This window comes from Alphaproteobacteria bacterium LSUCC0719, from assembly GCA_040839025.1.
Taxonomy (GTDB): domain Bacteria; phylum Pseudomonadota; class Alphaproteobacteria; order Puniceispirillales; family Puniceispirillaceae; genus UBA8309.
The window spans coordinates 142,218-160,228 of sequence record JBFPJN010000004.1 but is presented as its reverse complement, the minus strand read 5'-3'; the positions used below and the strand labels follow the sequence as shown (position 1 = coordinate 160,228).

The window sequence follows — 18,011 nt, the reverse complement described above, 5'->3', positions numbered from 1 at the left end:
CGCGGTGGCTTTCCGATAAGCTTGTGCCACCATATGACCGTTGTTCCGGGATTTTCAGATGACTGATATTCTTGCCGAACTTGAGGCGAAGCGCGTCAAGGCCCGTCTTGGTGGAGGGCAACACCGCATTGATACCCAGCATGGCAAGGGCAAGCTGACCGCGCGCGAGCGGATCACCCTTCTTCTTGACGATGCCTCATTCGAAGAATGGGATATGTTTGTCGAGCATCGGTGCCATGATTTCGGCATGGAAGGGATGAAGGTGCCGGGCGACGGGGTGGTCACAGGCTATGGCACCATCGGTGGTCGGCCGGTTTTTGTCTATTCCCAGGATTTCACGGTACTTGGCGGGTCACTGTCGGAAACGCACGCCGCCAAGATCTGCAAGATCATGGACCAGGCCATCAAGACGGGCATACCGCTGATCGGGCTGAATGATTCAGGTGGCGCGCGCATCCAGGAAGGTGTCGCTTCGCTTGGCGGCTATGCCGAAGTGTTCCAGCGCAATGTGCTGGCATCCGGCGTCGTGCCGCAGATTTCGCTGATCATGGGGCCGTGTGCGGGCGGCGCTGTCTATTCGCCGGCCATCACCGACTTCATCTTCATGGTCGAAGGGTCGAGCTATATGTTCGTCACCGGGCCGGATGTTGTGAAGACCGTCACCCATGAGGATCTGACAGCCGAGGAACTTGGCGGGGCAAAGATGCATAGCCGGGTATCCGGCGTGGCGCATGGCGCTTTCGAAAATGATGTCGAAATGCTGATGCAGACGCGGGCATTGATGTCGTTTCTGCCGCTGTCGAACCGCGAAGATGCCCCTGTCATCGCCTGTCATGACCCGATTGACCGCCCCTCGGCGGTGCTTGACCAGATTATTCCGGCCAATGCCAACATGCCCTACGACATGCGTCAGGTCGTGCTGCAGATTGTCGATAATGGCGAGTTTTTTGAAATCCATACGAATTATGCCGCCAACATCATTGTCGGCTTTGGCAGGATCGACGGCAGGACCGTCGGCATTGTCGGCAACCAGCCAATGGTGCTGGCAGGCTGTCTTGATATCAATGCGTCGCGCAAGGCGGCACGGTTTGTCCGCTTTTGCGATGCGTTCAACATCCCGCTGGTGACACTTGTCGATGTGCCGGGTTTCATGCCGGGTCTGGCCCAGGAGACGGGTGGCATCATCTCGAATGGCGCAAAGCTGCTGTTCGCCTATGCCGAAGCGACGGTGCCAAAGGTCACGCTGATCACCCGCAAGGCCTATGGCGGTGCCTATGATGTGATGGCCTCGAAACATCTTCGCGGCGATGTGAACTATGCCTGGCCAAGCGCCGAGATTGCGGTGATGGGACCGGAAGGCGCGGCGCGCATCATTTTCCGCGAGGATGCCAAAGACCCTGACAAGCTTGCCGCAAAGACGGATGAATATCGCGAGAAATTCGCCAATCCGTTTGTTGCCGCCGGCCGTGGATATCTCGACGACATCATCATGCCGCGAAATTCACGCCGTCGCATTGCCCGGGCATTGGCAATGCTGGCAGACAAGCAGTTGGAAAACCCGGCGCGCAAGCACGACAATCTTCCTCTCTGATCCGCAGCAAAAGGCCGGGGCCCGATACCATGTTCGACAAGATCCTGATTGCCAATCGTGGCGAAATCGCCTGCCGGATTATGCGCACAGCAAAGAAAATGGGCATTGCCACGGTGGCGGTCTATTCCGATGCCGACGCCGGCACACCCCATGTCACGATGGCGGACGAGGCGGTGCATATTGGCGGTGCGGCGTCAGCTGACAGCTATCTTCGCGCTGATCGGATCATCGAGGCGGCGCAGCAGACTGGTGCCCAGGCCATTCATCCCGGATTCGGGTTCCTGTCGGAAAACGCAGCGTTCGTGACCGCGGTCGAAGAGGCGGGGGTCAGCTTTATCGGGCCGGCACCAAAAGCCATCGCGGTGATGGGTGACAAGATTGAATCAAAGCTGCTGGCAGAGTCTGCCGGCGTGTCGGTCGTCCCCGGTACGCCCGGCGCGGTGGAGGATGTTGAAACCGCGCTCAAGGCGGCTAAAGAGATCGGTTATCCGGTCATGGTCAAGGCGTCGGCTGGCGGCGGCGGCAAGGGGATGCGCGTTATCGAAAGCGCCGATGACCTGCCGGATGGCATGCGGGCCGCGATGAGCGAGGCGCAAACCGCCTTTGGTGATTCACGTGTCTTCATTGAAAAATTTGTCGTTCAGCCACGCCATATCGAAATCCAGCTTCTGGCCGACCAGCATGGCAATGTCGTCTATGTCGGTGAACGGGAATGTTCGATCCAACGCCGTCACCAGAAGGTTATCGAAGAGGCGCCAAGCCCGTTCATTTCGCCCGAGACCCGCGCCGCCATGGGCCAGCAGGCTGTCGATCTGGCGCGCGCTGTGGATTATCGGTCTGCCGGTACGGTGGAATTCATTGTCGGCGCGGATCAGGATTTCTATTTCCTCGAGATGAACACGCGCCTTCAGGTGGAACATCCGGTGACCGAAATGGTCTATGGTCTCGACCTTGTCGAGCAGATGATCCGTGTTGCCGCTGGGGAAAAGCTGTCACTCACCCAGGATGACATCGTGGCCAATGGCTGGGCCATCGAGGCCCGTGTCTATGCCGAGGATCCGGCGCGCGGGTTTCTGCCGTCGATCGGCCAGCTGATCCGCTATCGCGAACCGCTTGGCGAGAGCGTGCGCGTTGATTCAGGGGTCGAGGAAGGTGGCGAGATCTCGATGTATTACGACCCGATGATTGCCAAGCTGGTGGCGCATGCGCCGACCCGCGATGCCGCCATCACCAGACTGCATCTGGCGCTTGATCATTATGAGATCGATGGAATCGCCAGCAACAGACAGTTCCTTTCCGCCGTGCTGGAGAATGCCTCATTCCAGAGCGGCAACCTGACAACAGGATTCATCGCGGCTGAATTCGACGGTGATTTCACGGCGGGCCCTCCTGACAAGGCGGCGGCACCCGGTCTGACCGGACTTGCGGTGGCGATTGCCGCGCTGCGTGACGAGGACCGGCATTTTGCCGAACCAGGCCGTGAATTCGTGGCCATAGATCAGACAGGCCAGCGAATGATGGTCGAGGTCAACAAGCTGACAACGGGCGCTGCCATTCTTGTCGTTGATGGCAGGACGATTGTCATATCGGGCCGCATCCAGAGCCCGGTATATCTGTTCGATGGAACAATCAATGAAGAACCCGTCGCTGTTCAGGTGCGCCAGCTTGGTCACCGGATTACCCTGACGCGGGGGTCCGCAAGGCTGGCATTGACGGTGTTGCCGGCACGGTTCGCCCCGATGCTTGATCACATGCCGCCACCGGATGAAGGTGCCGGCGCGGACGAAATAACAGCGCCGATGCCGGGCCAGATCACCAGACTGCTTGTCGCGGTTGGTGATGAAGTCCGCCCCGGTCAGGATGTGGCGATTATCGAGGCGATGAAGATGGAAAACGTCCTGTCTTCAGAGGCCGCTGGTACCGTACGCTCGATCGAGGTCGCCATCGGTGACAATCTGAACGTCGATGATCTGATCATGGCGCTCGACCTTGCCGAGGCTGACAGCTAGACCGCCCCATCCTCGCGGATCATCTGCGCGGCCTTTTCGGCAATCATGATTGTCGGTGCGTTGGTGTTGCCGGATACAAGCGCCGGCATGATAGATGCGTCCACAACACGTAACCCTTTGACGCCGTGAACGCGCAGTCTCGGGTCGACAACATCGCCGCGTGCCGGGTCCGGGCCCATGCGGCAGGTGGAAACCGGATGATAGAGGGTCACACCTGTGGCCCGCGCATAGGCCAGCAGCTCGGCATCGTCCGCCGCGCCGGGCCCTGGTTTCATTTCATGGTCGACATGCGGTTGCATCACCTTGCTTTCCATGATCTGGCGGGCAATGCGCATGCCCGCGACATGCACCCGGCAATCCTCATCGGTGCCAAGGTAATTTGGCCGGATCAGCGGCGGTGCCATCGGGTCGGGGCCGGCTATATGAACAGAGCCGCGACTTTCCGGGCGCAGCTGGCAAGGACCAAAGGTCATGCCGGGAAAACTGTCGAACTGGCGCTTTTCGGGGTTGGCAAAGCTGGCATGCGCGATGTGGTACTGGATGTCAGGTCCGGCAAGCCCGTCGCGGCTGCGCACAAACCCGGCAAGCATGCCTGCCGGCATCGACAGCATGCCGCGGCGGGTCAGTCCGTATTTCGCGATCTCCAGCGCCAGGCCAAGACCATGCGCCCGCTTGTTCAGCGACATGTCGCTTTTCAGTCGCCAGGACAGGCGCGAGATATAGTGGTCGGTCAGGTTTGCCCCGACGCCGTGAAGAGCGTGCCGCGTCCGGATGCCGTGGCTGGCAAGAAGATCGGGTTCACCGATCCCGGACAGCTCGAGAATCTGCGGTGACTGGATAGCGCCGGCACTGAGGATCACCTCGCGCCTGACTGTTATGGTGATGTCGCGACCGGCCTGCCGGCATTGAATGCCTGTCACATGGGGGTGCGAGGCCGCATCCGCCGCAAAGACAAGCCCGGTGACATGCGCCCCTGTCATGACCCGCAAATTCGGCCGCCGCCGCGCCGGGTCGAGATAGGCTTTCTTGGCCGAGAACCGAAGCCCGTTTTTCTGGGTGACCTGGAAATATCCAAACCCGTCCTGGCTGGCGCTATTATAGTCGGGATTATGCGCATAGCCGCAGGATTGCGCTGCCAAGATCAGCAGGTCGAGCGCCTCATAGCGGTTACGAAGCGCGGCCACATTCAGGGGCCCGCCACGGGCGTGGAACTCATCCTCATCATCGGCAAATTCGCAATGTTCGGCACGCCGGAAAAAGGGCAGCACATCGGCAAAGCTCCACCCGGGATTGCCCTGCTGCGCCCAGCCGTCATAGTCGGCTGCCTGGCCACGAACATAGAGCATGGCGTTGATGGCCGACGATCCGCCAAGAACCTTGCCGCGCGGCTGTTTGATCCTGCGATTGCCCGATCCCGGTTCCGGCTCGGTCTCGAACATCCAGTTGATGGCCGGGTTGACCATGGTCTTGATATAGCCGGCGGGAATATGGATCAGCGGGTTCCGGTCCTCGCCGCCCGCCTCGACAAGCACTACCGATATCGCCGGATCCTCGGTCAGGCGTGCGGCAAGCACACAGCCTGCCGACCCGCCCCCGACAATAACAAAATCCGCATCGTGAACTTCTTCAGACATGGCGTGATGGTGCCGCGTTTGCCCTGCTGCGGCAACTGCAAATAAAGGGTCCGCCCGGCACCGGTGCTTCAGCATGACAGGTCGATGATTAGGGCGTAGTCTTGGCCGGCATTCGGCATTGGAATTGGTGGTCGCCTCGATGGATATTGTGCTTGTCTGCCTCATCGCCGCAGGTCTGAGCGGGGGCTTTGTGAACGGGCTTGCCGGATTTGGCACGTCCTTGTTTGCGCTTGGCTGGCTGCTGCAGGTGATGCCGCCGCGAGAGGCGGTCGCCATCGCGCTGGCGAACTCTATTGCCACCGGCGTGCCGGGAATGTGGCAGGTGCGCAGCAGCATCAATCTGCGTCGCCTTGCTGTGTTTCTCGTGCCGGCACTTGTCGGCATTCCGCTGGGGCTGGTGGCGCTTGATCTGATCAATACGCGGCTCCTGTCGTTGTTGGTTGGCACGATGCTGCTTGTTTATGGCGGCTATTTTGCCTTCCGGCGGAATCTGCCGTCGATCGTCGGTCGCTGGCTGGCGCTCGAGGCCGGCATCGGATTCCTCGGGGGTATTCTTGGTGCGATGGCAGGCCTGTCCGGAGCGCTGCCATCGATGTGGCTGGCGATGCGGCCTTTGCCAAAGGCGGAACAGCGCGGCATTCTGCAGCCCTTCAACATGGTGATCCTGACATTGGCAACCGTGCTGCTGGCGTTGGATGGCGGGTATGGCGGGCCGGTACTCTATAATCTGGTGCTGACATTGCCGGCAGGCGCGATCGGTGCCGGACTTGGTTTGTGGCTGTTCCGCAAGATGTCGGACCATGGCTATCGGCGGCTGTTGATTCTGTTGATGCTGTTCTCGGGATTGTCACTTCTGTTTCGCACCCTTGTCGCCTAGGCTGATCAGCCGGAACGGGAACAGAGGGTTCAATGGCCGATCATCTGATGTCACCCGACGGGCGTCGCCGCTGCTTTGGCAATCGGCCCGGCCAGAGCGAGCTGGCCCGGTATCACGATACCGAATGGGGGGTGCCGGTCCATGATGACAGACATCTGTTTGAAATGCTGACGCTTGAGGGCGCGCAGGCCGGTCTCAGCTGGGATGTGGTGCTTCGCAAACGAGGCGGCTATCGGCGTGCCTTTCACAATTTCGATATCGATCGTGTCGCCGCGATGTCTGATGACGAGCTGGAAAGGTTGCGCGAGGATCCGGGGATTGTCCGTAATCGGCTGAAGATCGCCAGCACCAGATCGAACGCCGCTGCCATTCTGGCGATGCGCCGGGACGGGACCGGGTTTGCCGATTACCTGTGGTCGTTTGTCAATGCGAGGCCACAGATCAACCATTTTGCCGAGATCGGTGACGTGCCGGCATCAACCCCGCTCAGTGACAGGCTGTCACGCGACATGAAGGCGCGTGGTTTCACCTTTGTCGGCACGACAATCATCTATGCCTTCATGCAGGGGGTCGGGATGGTGAATGATCACGTTGCGGGATGCTGGTGCCATGACCAGCCGGCACGCCGTGGTCACAGGACGCCGTAGGTGCGATCACGAAGATGCTGCGTCACCGCCATGCGGTTGCCGACCTGTTTCAGCTCGCTGACATCTATTGGCCGCCGCATTGTCAGTGACACGGTGGTGCCCATCAATTTACAGATTTCACGGAACATCAATGAATAGGCGAGCGTCAGGCTGACTTTCCGCGCCGCCTGAAACAACAGCGAATTCTGGCCATCAAACAGAAACGGCACCGTCACCGTGTCCGGCTGCATCGCCAGTTTGGCGGCAAAGGGTCTCCATTCCTTGTCATAGGCCTCGCCGACCAGTTTCGGCGCCAGCGAGATCGCGCCGGCCGGGAAGATGATGACGGCACCGCCGCTTCGCAGATATTCCGCAGCCTGCTGTCGGGTTTCGATATTGGTGGCAAGGGCGGCCTCGGTTTCGTCGAAATCGATTGGCAGGATCTTGTCCATTGTCGGAGGGGCCTGGCGCAGCACCCGGTGGGTGATGATCTTGTAGTCCGAACGCACTTCAGCCATCAGCGCGCACAGCACCAGACCGTCGATGACGCCATAGGGATGGTTGGCCACAACAAGCGTCGGCCCGCTGCTGGGGATCATTGCCCCGGCGTCACGCCGGAGGTCGATCTCGATATTGAGGCGCTGCAGCGCATCGGCCCAGAACCTGGCATAGGGCCTGTTTTCATCGACATAGTCGAAATAGAGCTGGCGGATCTTCGGTTGGCCGCTGAACCGCTCTATTGACCTGATCACAGCGTTGGAAATCGGCCCCATCTCAGCATCGGCAAAGCTGAAAATAGGTTGTACGACAGGTGACGTTTGCATTCCCGATATCCGATTGCTTCTTTGGCCGTTTGCTTTACCAGTCTTACACGACAAATTCGTGACAGGATAATGCTTTGAAGGGGCGCTGGGAATAGTTGCCGCCTGACGAGAGACAAATACCCCTGTCACGGTCCTGAAACAGGCCGGGTGGCAGGGGGCAAACCATCCCGTAGCGACCCAAGCCGGTCCGTTGATGACGTGTTTCAGAGTGAAATCAGGCTCGCCCCCCGAAAATCACCAATTTTTGTCATTCATAGTCAACATATTGAATTTGATTAATTTAATGTAAATTTATGTAAAATCACGGCTCAATCTTGCGTAAACAGAAAAACTGTTTTTCAAAGCGCAAGCAACTGATTTAATTAATTAAAAAGCCGATCTTTTCCCAGTCTCCAAAAATGGGCAGCTTAGCAATTGCGCCGCGCCACTTTGTCTCAATATTCTGGTGCCGTTACGGGTGGGTCATAATGTCGCGAGCGCGACCTGATTCGTCCGTGCCTTTTCGTTAACGGAGGTACAAAATGAAACTCTTCTCGGGTAAGGCCACGAAAACGGCGCTGATTACGGCGGCGTTGGCCATCACACCCACAGTAGCGTTTGCCGCTGGTGGCAACCTGGAGTCCAACGACTTTGTTGGCATCTCCTTCTGGTTGATCTCGATGGCGCTGGTTGCTTCAACCGCGTTCTTCTTCATCGAAACACAGCGGGTAGAAGGTAAGTGGAAGACATCGCTTACCGTGTCCGGTCTCGTGACCCTGGTCGCAGCCGTACACTATTTCTACATGCGCGATGTGTGGGTATCTACCGGTGAAACGCCGACGGTGTATCGTTACATCGACTGGCTGATCACCGTTCCGCTTCTCATGATTGAATTCTATCTGATCCTGCGCGCCATCGCGAATGTCTCTTCGGGCATTTTCTGGCGTCTGACGATCGGTACATTGATCATGCTGGTCGGCGGTTATGCTGGTGAAGCCGGCTACATGAATGTGTGGCTTGGTTTCGTGATCGGCATGGTCGGTTGGTTCTACATCCTGTACGAAATCTTCGCTGGTGAAGCCGGCAAGCTTTCTGCAGAGCAGGCACCAGAGTCGGTCAAGTCGGCATTTTCCACCATGCGTTGGATCGTAACCATTGGCTGGGCCATCTATCCGCTCGGCTACTTCTATGGCTACCTTGCAACCGGTGATCCGGCTGGTTCGGCAGATTCGCTCAACGTGATCTACAACCTTGCAGACGTACTGAACAAAATTGCGTTCGGTGTGATCATCTGGAACGTTGCGGTCACCGAGTCCGAAGCCAAAGCCTAACTTACCCACTTGTTAGGGGCAGCGCCCTGCGCTGCCCCTTCCAGCAATAGATTTGACGAATTTCCGGTCTCATTTCGTGGAACAAAGCAAAGACGGTGCATATGACTGATCTGTCCACACCAGCGAACGAGATTTATGCCGACACCGGTGCGGGCATTCCTGTTTCGCAGTCGATTTCGGAAATCATCCACGGCTTTATTATCGAGCGCATGCCCCAGCCTGGCCAGCCGCTTGCCGACGCCGCGTTGCATCACTTTGCCGCCCCGGGCAAGATGCTGCGCGCGAAGATGGCGCTCCGCGCCGCCGAGTCCCTGAAAGTCAACAGGCCGGCAGCCCTTCACTGGGCGGCGGCGATCGAGGTGCTTCACAATGCCTCGCTGATCCATGATGACATCTGTGACGGCGACAGGCTGCGTCGCGGCCGGCTGGCCGTCTGGTCTGTCTATGGCCGTGATGTTGCGCTGACCCTCGGTGACTGGCTGGTCGCATTGTCTTTCGAACTTGCCGCCGAGGCGGCGCAGCGCTCGCAGACACCGATGCTGGTGAAGATACTGGCAACGCACATGAAGACGACCACGATTGGCGAGGCACGGGAATTCGATGTGCGCCCGGTCAGGGACTGGGAGCATTATCTGCAGGGTGCCGGCGACAAGACAGCACCTTTGCTGACCGCGCCGCTGGAAGGTGTTGCGGCGATGGCGCTTCATGGCGGCGCGGCACCGACGATCGGTGATTGTTTCCGCGCTCTTGGCAACGCCTATCAGATTGCCAATGACATTCTCAATTTTTCCGGCAGTGATGGTGCGAACACATGTGGGTCCGACCTTGGGCGGCGGGCGCCGAACGGCGTTGTCGTATTGTTCCGCCAATCGCTTGATGCCGGGATGAGGGCGGATTTCGACAGCTGGTATGCGAGCGGATCCGTCGAAGGGCTCGACAGCTGGGTTGACGAATTGCGGCGCTCCCCGGCGCTTGGCGAGGCGGCGCGCCGTATGGACGCGCTTCTTGACGACGCCACAAACTATGCCGGGCGACTCCCGGCAGAGCTTGTCGCCGTCATCACGCCTATACAACAGCTTCTGCAGCAGGTATGCCTGAAATCAGTGGCATCTCTGAACAAAGGCTGAAACGGCACCTATGACACCGGCCCCAAAGGCGCACCCCTCCACCACAGACGCACCTGCACCCAAAGACGACGTGCTTGTGATCGGTGCTGGCTTTGGTGGCATTGCGGCGGCACTTCGGATGCGGGCGCGGGGGTACAGCGTGACGCTTGTCGACAGGCTTCAGGCCATCGGGGGCAGGGCCCAGGTCTTTGAACGTGGCGGCTTTCGGCACGATGCCGGACCAACCGTGATTACCGCCCCCTTTCTGTTTGACGAGCTGTTTGAACTCTTTGGCGAATCCCGCGAAGACCATCTCGATTTTCGGCCACTGGACCCCTGGTACCGTTTTCATTTCCATGATGGTCAGCAATTCGACTATCGGGCGAGCGTCGAGGATACCAACCGCGAGATCGAACGGTTCTCGCCCGACGATGTAAAGGGCTATGCCGGCCTGCTTGAAACGTCGCGGCGGATCTTTGCCATCGGCTTTGAAAAGCTCGCCGACCGTCCCTTTACACGGTTTACCGCGATGATGGCGCAGGTGCCGGCCCTGCTGCGGCTTCGCAGCTACCGCACTGTGGCCGGGCTTGTGAACAGCCATATCCGGCATCCGCTGTTGCGGCAGGCTTTTTCCATCCACCCGCTGCTTGTCGGCGGCAATCCGTTCACCACAACCTCGATCTACGCCCTGATACATTACCTCGAACGGCGCTGGGGCGTGTTCTTTTGCATGGGCGGCACCGGGCGTCTCGTCGAACAGCTTCACAGGCTGCTGGAACGCGCTGGTGTCGCGGTTGAACTCGGGGTTGATGTAGAGCGCATTACCATGCAGGGCGGGCGCGCCACCGGCGCGATCTCGACAACGGGCCGCCAGTTTCGAGCCGATCGGGTGATCTGTAATGGCGATCCGCCAACCATCTATCAGCAGATGCTGCCGGAGGAAACGCGGTCCAAGCGCGCCCTGCCCGAAAGCGTGACGCAATATTCGATGGGGCTTTATGTGTTGTTTTTCGGCACCAGGCGCACCTATGAGGATGTGGCGCACCATACCATCTGGATGGGTCCACGCTATCGCGAGTTGCTGGCCGATATCTTCGACCGCAAGATCCTGGCCGACGACTTCTCGCTCTATCTTCATCGTCCAACGGCGACAGATCCCAGCTTTGCGCCGGAGGGATGTGACAGTTTCTATGTGCTGTGCCCGGTTCCAAACCTGCTTGGCGATGTTGACTGGTCAACAGAGGGAACAGCGCTTCGGGATCGCATAGTCGAGGCGCTGGAGCGTACCATCATGCCAGATCTTTCGGCGGTGATTTCCGATGATTTCTGGATGACTCCCGAGGATTTCAGGAATGATTACAGATCGATGCATGGGGCTGGATTCTCCATCGCGCCGATCTTCATCCAGTCGGCCTGGTTCCGCTATCACAATCGGGATCCCCACATTCCCAACCTGTATTTTGCCGCTGCCGGCGCACATCCAGGTGCGGGGATGCCAGGCGTGCTGTGTTCTGCTAAGGTGGTTGAACGACTGATCGAGGAAGAGGAGCAGGCGGCCGCCAGCCAGCAACTGGCACAGCCAGCCTGACGGCGGGAGCCGGCACCGATGTCGAATGAAAGCCTGACATCCGAAGAATCCCTTGCCGCCAACGGCAAGAGCTTTTACTGGGCGCGCCGGTTTCTTGGCGCGCGCATGGGACGCGATGCGGCAAATCTCTATGCGTTCTGCCGGCTTCTCGATGACATGGCTGACGGGGATATCGAGGATGGACCGGCCCGCCTGCTGTCGATCCGTGATGACCTTGTCGCTGGCCGGACAGGTACCGATCCCGCGCTGCGTGCCTTTTTGCCCCTGATGGCGGACAAGAACTTTCCGGATGATGTTCTTGTTGCCCTCATTGATGGTCTGCTTGACGATCAGGTTGATATGGTGGCGCTTGCCGACGAGGCGGCGTTGCTGCGCTATGCCTACAGGGTGGCGGGAACGGTTGGACTCCTGATGTGTCATGTCCTGGATTGCCATAGCCCGGCTGCCCGCGCCCATGCCATCGATCTGGGAATTGCCATGCAGCTGACCAACATCGCGCGTGATGTTCTGGAGGATGCGGGGATGAACCGCCGCTATATTCCGGGCGACTGGGTCGGCAATGCCACACCGACCGACATTCTGGTCGCTGCGGACAGCCCCGGTTCTGCTGTCCATGATGATGTCACGGCAGCGGTGTCACGGCTGCTGGACATGGCCGAGGCATTCTATGCCAGTGGCGCACAGGGCTATGGCTATCTTCCCTGGCGGGCCCATCTCTCGATTGCCGTTGCAGCGCGGGTCTATCGCCAGATCGGCGTTCAGCTTCGTGCCGCGGGACATGCCTGGCATGCGGGCAGACAGGTCACAAGCAAGCCAACAAAGCTGCGATGTTCGGTGGTGGCGCTGGCAAGTCTTGGTGCGCGCATGGGCGCTGTCGAGGCGCGGCATGACCACCGGCTCCATATGGCTCTGAGAGGGCTTCCCTATGTCGCCTGATACCATGTTGTCTGGCAGCCCAAGGCGGTCCATCCGGATCCTTGGTGACGGCTGTGCGGCGCTGTCGCTTGCGGCGCGGGCCGGTGAATTGCCGGATCACGACATCACGCTGGTGCGGCCCGCCGGCGCGCCTGCCGCGGCCGAGCATATATGGGGATTCTGGGGTGGGCCGGGTCTCGAGACAGCCATGGGTCTGGCGCGCAGGTCATGGTCTCGCTGGGCCATAGCGAGCGCCGATGACAGGGTTGTCATGGCCTCGTCACAGCGGCCCTATTTCGCACTATGGCGGAGTGACTGGATATCGCATTGCGAGGCCAGAGCCAAAGAAGCCGGTGTCGCCATGATGGCGTCATCCGAGATTGGCGACGGCATATCTTCTGCCGGTACGGACATCCAGCACTTTGACAGCCGTCCCCCGCCGGTGCCGCGCGGCATGATGCTGCAGCATTTCATCGGTCTTGAAGTGCGCGCATCGACACCTGTCTTTGATCCGGATATGGCGATATTGATGGATTTCCGCGTCGACCAGTCACGCGGGATGCATTTTATCTATCTGCTACCATTCTCGCCAACCGAAGCTCTGGTCGAATCAACCCTGTTTTCACCGGACACGCTGGATGAGGATTTCTATCTGACGGCAATCCACACCTATCTGGACCGGCATTACAGCCTGGCCAGCTTTGAAACGATACGCCGCGAGCGTGGTGTCATTCCGCTTGGCAGACTGCAACAGCGTGACCCTGCCATTCCCGGCATTGGCGGCAATGGCGGTGCCATCAGGCCATCAAGCGGCTATGCATTCATCTTCATTCAGCGCCAGATCGACAGCGCCATTGCAGCCGCCAGGGCAACCGGACGGTTCGCGGTGACCCCGCCTCATCAGGCTGTCGACCTTGCCATGGATGCGGTCCTGTTGACGGTTCTTCGCCATTGGCCGGAAAGAGCGCCAGAGTTGTTCCTGCGCATGGGACAGGCGCTTTCAGGTGATGAATTTGTGCGCTTCCTCAATGGCGAGGCCGACTGGGCGCTGCGTCTGAAGGTTGTCATGGCGATGCCGAAACTTCCGTTTCTTCGAGGTGCCCTGAGGCTGGTTACGGCCAGTGGCGCTGGCGTGAAATATGCGGGTGCGGCGTGATGGATATCATGAACGGCATCATGGCCATGGCACCGCTTGATCTTGTCGCGCTTGGTGCGGTGGTGCTGATCGGGTTGCCGCATGGCGCACTTGATGGTGCGATTGCCGTACATCTCGGCTTTTCGCGCAGGGCGGTGCTGTTTGTCCGGTTCCTTGTCCTGTATGTTGCGATGGCGGGGCTGGTCATCGCGGCCTGGCTCTTTGCACCGACGGTGAGTCTGCTCGGCTTTCTGATTATCAGCATGCTTCATTTCGGCGCCGGTGATGCGCGTCAGGGTGCAGGCTGGGTTCGTGGTGCCGAGGTGGTGGCGCATGGCGGCCTTGTTGTTACCGGCATCAGCCAGATGCACCGGGCCGAGGTTGATGTGATCTTTGCCTATCTGACCAGCGGCGATACCACCCTCGTCTGGCAGGGGCTTGATATTCTGACGGTTGTTGTTGGGGCCTCGCTTGTTGTCTGTCTTGCGCAGGCACTGTGGCATCGCCGGTGGCGCGCCACGGCGCTGGAACTTTGCGCGCTGGCAATTCTGTTTGCCCTGACACCGCCGCTTGTCGGCTTTGCGGTCTATTTCTGCTGTGTGCATTCGGCGCGGCATATTGCCAGCATCTTGTCCAGTCTTCGTCAGCACATGTCGCTTGCCGCGGTGACGTTTCAGGCGGCAATCTTTACTGTCGGAAGCTGGCTTGCCGGTGCGGCGGCAATCTGGTGGCTTGCCGATGCGGGCGATCCCCAGCCGGTTGTTCTGCGTGTTGTTTTCATTGGTCTGGCGGCGTTGACAGTGCCGCACATGATCCTTGTTGACGGGATCTATCGCCGCACAAACCGCAGCATGCGACGCAAATTTTTCCACCGGTGATACGCAATGACGGATGATGCAAACGGCCCTTTGGCGGCGACAGGCAAACGCAAGGATGCACATCTCAGGCTTGCCGCCAGTGACCTTGCCATGTCAGGTCATGATGCCGGCTTTGACAGGGTCAGGCTTGACCATTGTGCGCTTCCCGAATGCGACCTTGCTTCCATCGACATCTCGACCGAGTTTCTTGGCAGGCCGGTCAGCGCCCCGCTATTCATCGGGGCCATGACCGGCGGCACCTCCCATGCCGATGCGATAAATCTGGCACTTGCCGATCTTGCCCAGCAGGCCGGCATCGCGCTGGCTGTCGGCTCGCAGCGTGCCAGCCTCGAGGCCGGCCGGTCACAGGCCATGCTGCGCGCTCATGCGCCGTCAATTCCCCTGATTGGCAATCTTGGCGGTGTGCAGCTGGCGATGCCGGGCGGCATTGATCTGGCGAAACGGGCGGTTGACGACCTGCAGGCCGACGCCCTCTTCATCCATCTGAACCCGCTTCAGGAAGCAGCCCAGCCCGAAGGGCAGACAGACTGGCGTCATGTGCTGAGCGCCATCGAAAGCTGTGTCCGCGAGCTGGACGTGCCGGTGATGGTCAAGGAGGTTGGCGCCGGCATCGGGCCGGATGTGGGGCGGCGCCTGTTCGATGTTGGGGTGCATGCTGTCGATGTCGCCGGCCTTGGAGGCACCAACTGGACCCGCATCGAGGTGGCCCGCCGCGATGATGCGGCGCTGTTTGATCCGTTTCTTGACTGGGGGCTGCCGACTGTTGACGCGCTTTGTGCTGTTCGCGCAGCCTGTCCGGATGGCAGGCTGATCGCCTCGGGTGGCATTCGCCACGGCCTTGATGTGGCAAGATCGTTATGGCTTGGCGCGGCGTTTGCCTCGATGGCCGGGCCGGTATTGCGGGCCCTGACAGTCGATGGCGTACAGCCGCCGGACGGCGATGCCGCCATGACTGTGATGAACCGCTTCATGGACCAGCTTCGTCTGGCCATGTTCCTGACCGGCGCACCCGACCTTGCCGGACTCGGTGCGGTGTCCGGGCGGGTGTCCCCGCGCTAGCCCGGATTGACCGAAGGTCAGAAATTGTCCTTGCGGCGCCTGATTTCGGCAAAGACAGCGCTGTCCGGTGCCGAATCCATCCCCAGCCATGCGCGGATTGCCGGGTCGCCGGCGCGAAGAAAGGGGTTGGTTTCCTTCTCAAGTGCCATGATTGTCGGCACGGTTGGCTGACCCGCTGTCCGCAATTCTGTTACCGCCTCGGCACGACGCTGCAATGCCGGATTGTCCGGGTCGACGCTCAGCGCGAAGGCGGCGTTGGCAGCCGTATATTCGTGGCTGCAATAGATGATGGTGTCATCATCAAGCACCATCAGCCGTGTCAGGCTGGCCCACATCATGTCGGCATCACCCTCGAACAGCCGCCCGCATCCCATGGCAAACAGCGTATCGCCGGTAAAAGCAAGCCGTTCCGAGGCGAGGTGGAAATTCAGCATATCCAGCGTATGGCCCGGTGTCGCAATGACGTCGACCTGTCTGCCGGCAAAGACGAAACTGTCCCGGTCGGCAAGGACATGCGCCACCCCGGACACGCCAGCCGGGCCATAGGTGGCGGCACCTGTCTCGGCGGCAATGTCATGCAGACCGTCAGTGTGGTCGCCATGGTGATGCGTGATCCAGATTTGTGTCAATTGCCAGCCCGTGAGCGCAAGCGCGGCGCGTGCTGCTGCGGCGTCGCCGGCATCGATCATCGCCGTCTCGCCGGTGTCGCTGTCATGAAGCAGGACACCGTAATTGTCCTGGTTATAGGCAAACTGATGCAGTTCCAGTGTCATCACAAACCTACCATGACCCGATGTTTTCCATTGATGCCCAGGGCTCGGCCGGCGCTTTCGCCTCGCCTTCCTGAAGCAATTCAATCGAGATGTTGTCCGGTGAACGGATAAAGGCCATGCGGCCGTCCCGCGGTGGCCTGTTGATCGTCACACCGGCATCCATGAGCCGCTGACAGGTGGCGTAGATGTCATCGACATAATAGGCAAGGTGGCCGAAATTCCGTCCCTCGTCATAATCTTCAGGATCCCAGTTATAGGTCAATTCGACTTCCGGTGCGCGGGTTGCCCTGGCGCTGTCGACATCCTGCGGCGCGGCGAGGAAGACAAGTGTAAAGCGTCCCGCTTCGACCTCCTTGCGGTTGGTTTCGACAAGCCCGAGCTTGTTACAATAGAAATCGAGCGAGTCATCAAGATTGGTGACCCTGACCATGGTGTGAAGATAACGCATGACGGCCCCGCTTTACGGTCTGTTGAAGTGCGATGCCCCAAGCATACGCCGCCGCCCGGTGGTGCGTCCAGCCATCGCCTTGGCGACCGGCTGTCGCCGATTGGTCAGGCAATCACACCGCTCAGGATGTTCAATGCGCTCAGCAGCAGGAAAAACCCAAAGGCCCGGCGAAGTCCCCTTGGATTCAGCGCATGCGCGATGCGGCTGCCAAGCGGCACCGTGAACAGGCTTGTCGAGAAAATGATGATCGCGGCCGGTATATTGACAAAGCCGAGCGAGAAGGGAAGCCGGCCATCGACACCAAGGCCGGCCCAGATAAAGCCAAGCGCGCCGGGAACCGCGATCAGAAACCCAAAGGCGGCCGCCGTGCCGACAGCCCGGTGGACCGGCAGGGCAAGCGCGCTCAGAACCGGCACGGCTATGCTGCCGCCGCCAATGCCCATAAGGGATGACGCCGCGCCAATCAGCGCCGAGATGATGCCGCCGCGAATGCCGCGCCCCGCGTCGGCAATCCGTGATGTGTCCGGCGCTGCGTCGGCGGCCGATGTCTTGCCGCGGATCATGGTCAGGGCGACATAGATGGCAATGCCGCCGAACAGCAATTGAAGATACTGCGAATCAAAATTGCCGGAGACCGCCGCCGCCAGACCTGCGGCAACAAGCATGAAGGGGGACCAGTGGCGGAACACGTCAAGATCAACCGCACCGCGGCGATAATGTTCACGCGCTGACGACAGCGAGATGGGAATGATGGTCGCCAGCGAGGTCGCCACAGCCATATGCATGATGATGCTGTCCGGAACGTCCAGATAGCTGAACAGCAGGAACAGGACCGGTACGATCACAATGCCGCCGCCAACACCAAGCAGTCCGGCAAGAAGGCCGGCCACGATGCCGGTGACAAGCAACCCTGCTGTCATCAGGAACAGCACATCATTGGCCGGTATCGAGCTGAAGGGCACGGAGAGTTCTTCCTTGCTCATGTGAAAACAGGGGTGGCGCCAGCATCTGGCAGACCTTCGTTCTAGCGCGCCAGCCCGACATCGTCCAGCACAGCCGACCCGTCATGGCGACCGGCGGCGGCTGTTCACGGCTTTGTCATTTTCCGCCTGTTGTTAACCCGGTGACACTGTGATCAGCCTGTCAACCCTGCCTGAGCGCGACACTCTGTAGTGACGTTACTCTATCGCGACGGTGTCGTGGCAAATCTTGGCCGCCATATTGGCCGCCATATTGGC

At 59.8% G+C, this 18,011-nt stretch carries 16 protein-coding genes; 11 read left to right on the top strand and 5 right to left on the bottom strand.

Annotation, left to right across the window (positions count from 1 at the left end):
• Positions 1–58 precede the first annotated feature (58 nt).
• Both AB3X55_09345 and AB3X55_09340 read left to right on the top strand, forming a co-directional pair.
• Entirely contained in the window at positions 59–1,591 is a 1,533-nt protein-coding gene (locus AB3X55_09345; protein ID MEX0503787.1) for an acyl-CoA carboxylase subunit beta, read from the top strand.
• A gap of 29 nt (positions 1,592–1,620) precedes the next feature.
• Positions 1,621–3,600 carry an acetyl-CoA carboxylase biotin carboxylase subunit gene (locus tag AB3X55_09340; protein MEX0503786.1) on the top strand — a complete coding sequence of 660 codons (1,980 nt, stop codon included), beginning with the start codon at positions 1,621–1,623 and terminating at the stop codon, positions 3,598–3,600.
• On the opposite strand, the gene AB3X55_09335 is transcribed toward AB3X55_09340, so the two are convergent.
• Complete coding sequence (locus AB3X55_09335) at positions 3,597–5,234, bottom strand: GMC family oxidoreductase (protein MEX0503785.1); 1,638 nt, start codon at positions 5,232–5,234, stop codon at positions 3,597–3,599. The two genes, AB3X55_09340 and AB3X55_09335, sit on opposite strands and share 4 nt — an antisense overlap.
• Positions 5,235–5,373: 139 nt before the next feature.
• On the opposite strand from AB3X55_09335, the gene AB3X55_09330 reads away from it, so the two are divergent.
• A complete protein-coding gene (locus tag AB3X55_09330) occupies positions 5,374–6,111 on the top strand; it encodes a sulfite exporter TauE/SafE family protein (protein MEX0503784.1) in 738 nt (245 codons plus the stop codon).
• A gap of 32 nt (positions 6,112–6,143) precedes the next feature.
• Positions 6,144–6,758, top strand: a complete 615-nt coding sequence (locus tag AB3X55_09325; GenBank protein ID MEX0503783.1) for a DNA-3-methyladenine glycosylase I — start codon at positions 6,144–6,146, stop codon at positions 6,756–6,758.
• On the opposite strand, the gene AB3X55_09320 is transcribed toward AB3X55_09325, so the two are convergent.
• Positions 6,743–7,561 carry a lysophospholipid acyltransferase family protein gene (locus AB3X55_09320; GenBank protein ID MEX0503782.1) on the bottom strand — a complete coding sequence of 273 codons (819 nt, stop codon included), beginning with the start codon at positions 7,559–7,561 and terminating at the stop codon, positions 6,743–6,745. The genes AB3X55_09325 and AB3X55_09320 overlap by 16 nt on opposite strands.
• Positions 7,562–8,082: 521 nt before the next feature.
• On the opposite strand from AB3X55_09320, the gene AB3X55_09315 reads away from it, so the two are divergent.
• The 7 genes from AB3X55_09315 to fni all read left to right on the top strand — a co-directional run bounded on the left by AB3X55_09315 (position 8,083) and on the right by fni (position 15,552).
• Entirely contained in the window at positions 8,083–8,871 is a 789-nt protein-coding gene (locus AB3X55_09315) for a bacteriorhodopsin-like (GenBank protein ID MEX0503781.1), read from the top strand.
• A 101-nt stretch (positions 8,872–8,972) separates the two neighbouring features.
• Positions 8,973–9,998 carry a polyprenyl synthetase family protein gene (locus AB3X55_09310; protein MEX0503780.1) on the top strand — a complete coding sequence of 342 codons (1,026 nt, stop codon included), beginning with the start codon at positions 8,973–8,975 and terminating at the stop codon, positions 9,996–9,998.
• 10 nt (positions 9,999–10,008) lie between these two features.
• Complete coding sequence (gene crtI / locus AB3X55_09305) at positions 10,009–11,565, top strand: phytoene desaturase family protein (GenBank protein MEX0503779.1); 1,557 nt, start codon at positions 10,009–10,011, stop codon at positions 11,563–11,565.
• Positions 11,566–11,583: 18 nt separating this feature from the next.
• Positions 11,584–12,501: a phytoene/squalene synthase family protein gene (locus AB3X55_09300; GenBank protein ID MEX0503778.1), complete on the top strand. Its 918-nt coding sequence runs from the start codon at positions 11,584–11,586 to the stop codon at positions 12,499–12,501.
• Positions 12,491–13,636 carry a lycopene cyclase family protein gene (locus tag AB3X55_09295; GenBank protein MEX0503777.1) on the top strand — a complete coding sequence of 382 codons (1,146 nt, stop codon included), beginning with the start codon at positions 12,491–12,493 and terminating at the stop codon, positions 13,634–13,636. The genes AB3X55_09300 and AB3X55_09295 overlap by 11 nt, the downstream gene beginning before the upstream one ends.
• On the top strand, positions 13,636–14,493 hold the full coding sequence (locus AB3X55_09290) for a Brp/Blh family beta-carotene 15,15'-dioxygenase (GenBank protein MEX0503776.1): 858 nt from the start codon (positions 13,636–13,638) through the stop codon (positions 14,491–14,493). The genes AB3X55_09295 and AB3X55_09290 overlap by 1 nt, the downstream gene beginning before the upstream one ends.
• A gap of 6 nt (positions 14,494–14,499) precedes the next feature.
• Positions 14,500–15,552 carry a type 2 isopentenyl-diphosphate Delta-isomerase gene (gene fni, locus AB3X55_09285; protein ID MEX0503775.1) on the top strand — a complete coding sequence of 351 codons (1,053 nt, stop codon included), beginning with the start codon at positions 14,500–14,502 and terminating at the stop codon, positions 15,550–15,552.
• A gap of 17 nt (positions 15,553–15,569) precedes the next feature.
• Here fni and gloB read toward each other — a convergent pair whose 3' ends face one another.
• The 3 genes from gloB to AB3X55_09270 all read right to left on the bottom strand — a co-directional run bounded on the left by gloB (position 15,570) and on the right by AB3X55_09270 (position 17,756).
• Positions 15,570–16,325: a hydroxyacylglutathione hydrolase gene (gene gloB / locus AB3X55_09280; protein MEX0503774.1), complete on the bottom strand. Its 756-nt coding sequence runs from the start codon at positions 16,323–16,325 to the stop codon at positions 15,570–15,572.
• A gap of 7 nt (positions 16,326–16,332) precedes the next feature.
• Positions 16,333–16,773 carry a VOC family protein gene (locus AB3X55_09275; protein ID MEX0503773.1) on the bottom strand — a complete coding sequence of 147 codons (441 nt, stop codon included), beginning with the start codon at positions 16,771–16,773 and terminating at the stop codon, positions 16,333–16,335.
• Between the two features lie 104 nt (positions 16,774–16,877).
• The gene (locus AB3X55_09270; GenBank protein ID MEX0503772.1) at positions 16,878–17,756 is read right to left on the bottom strand and encodes a sulfite exporter TauE/SafE family protein; all 879 of its coding nucleotides are present in this window, start codon (positions 17,754–17,756) and stop codon (positions 16,878–16,880) included.
• Positions 17,757–18,011: the final 255 nt, after the last annotated feature.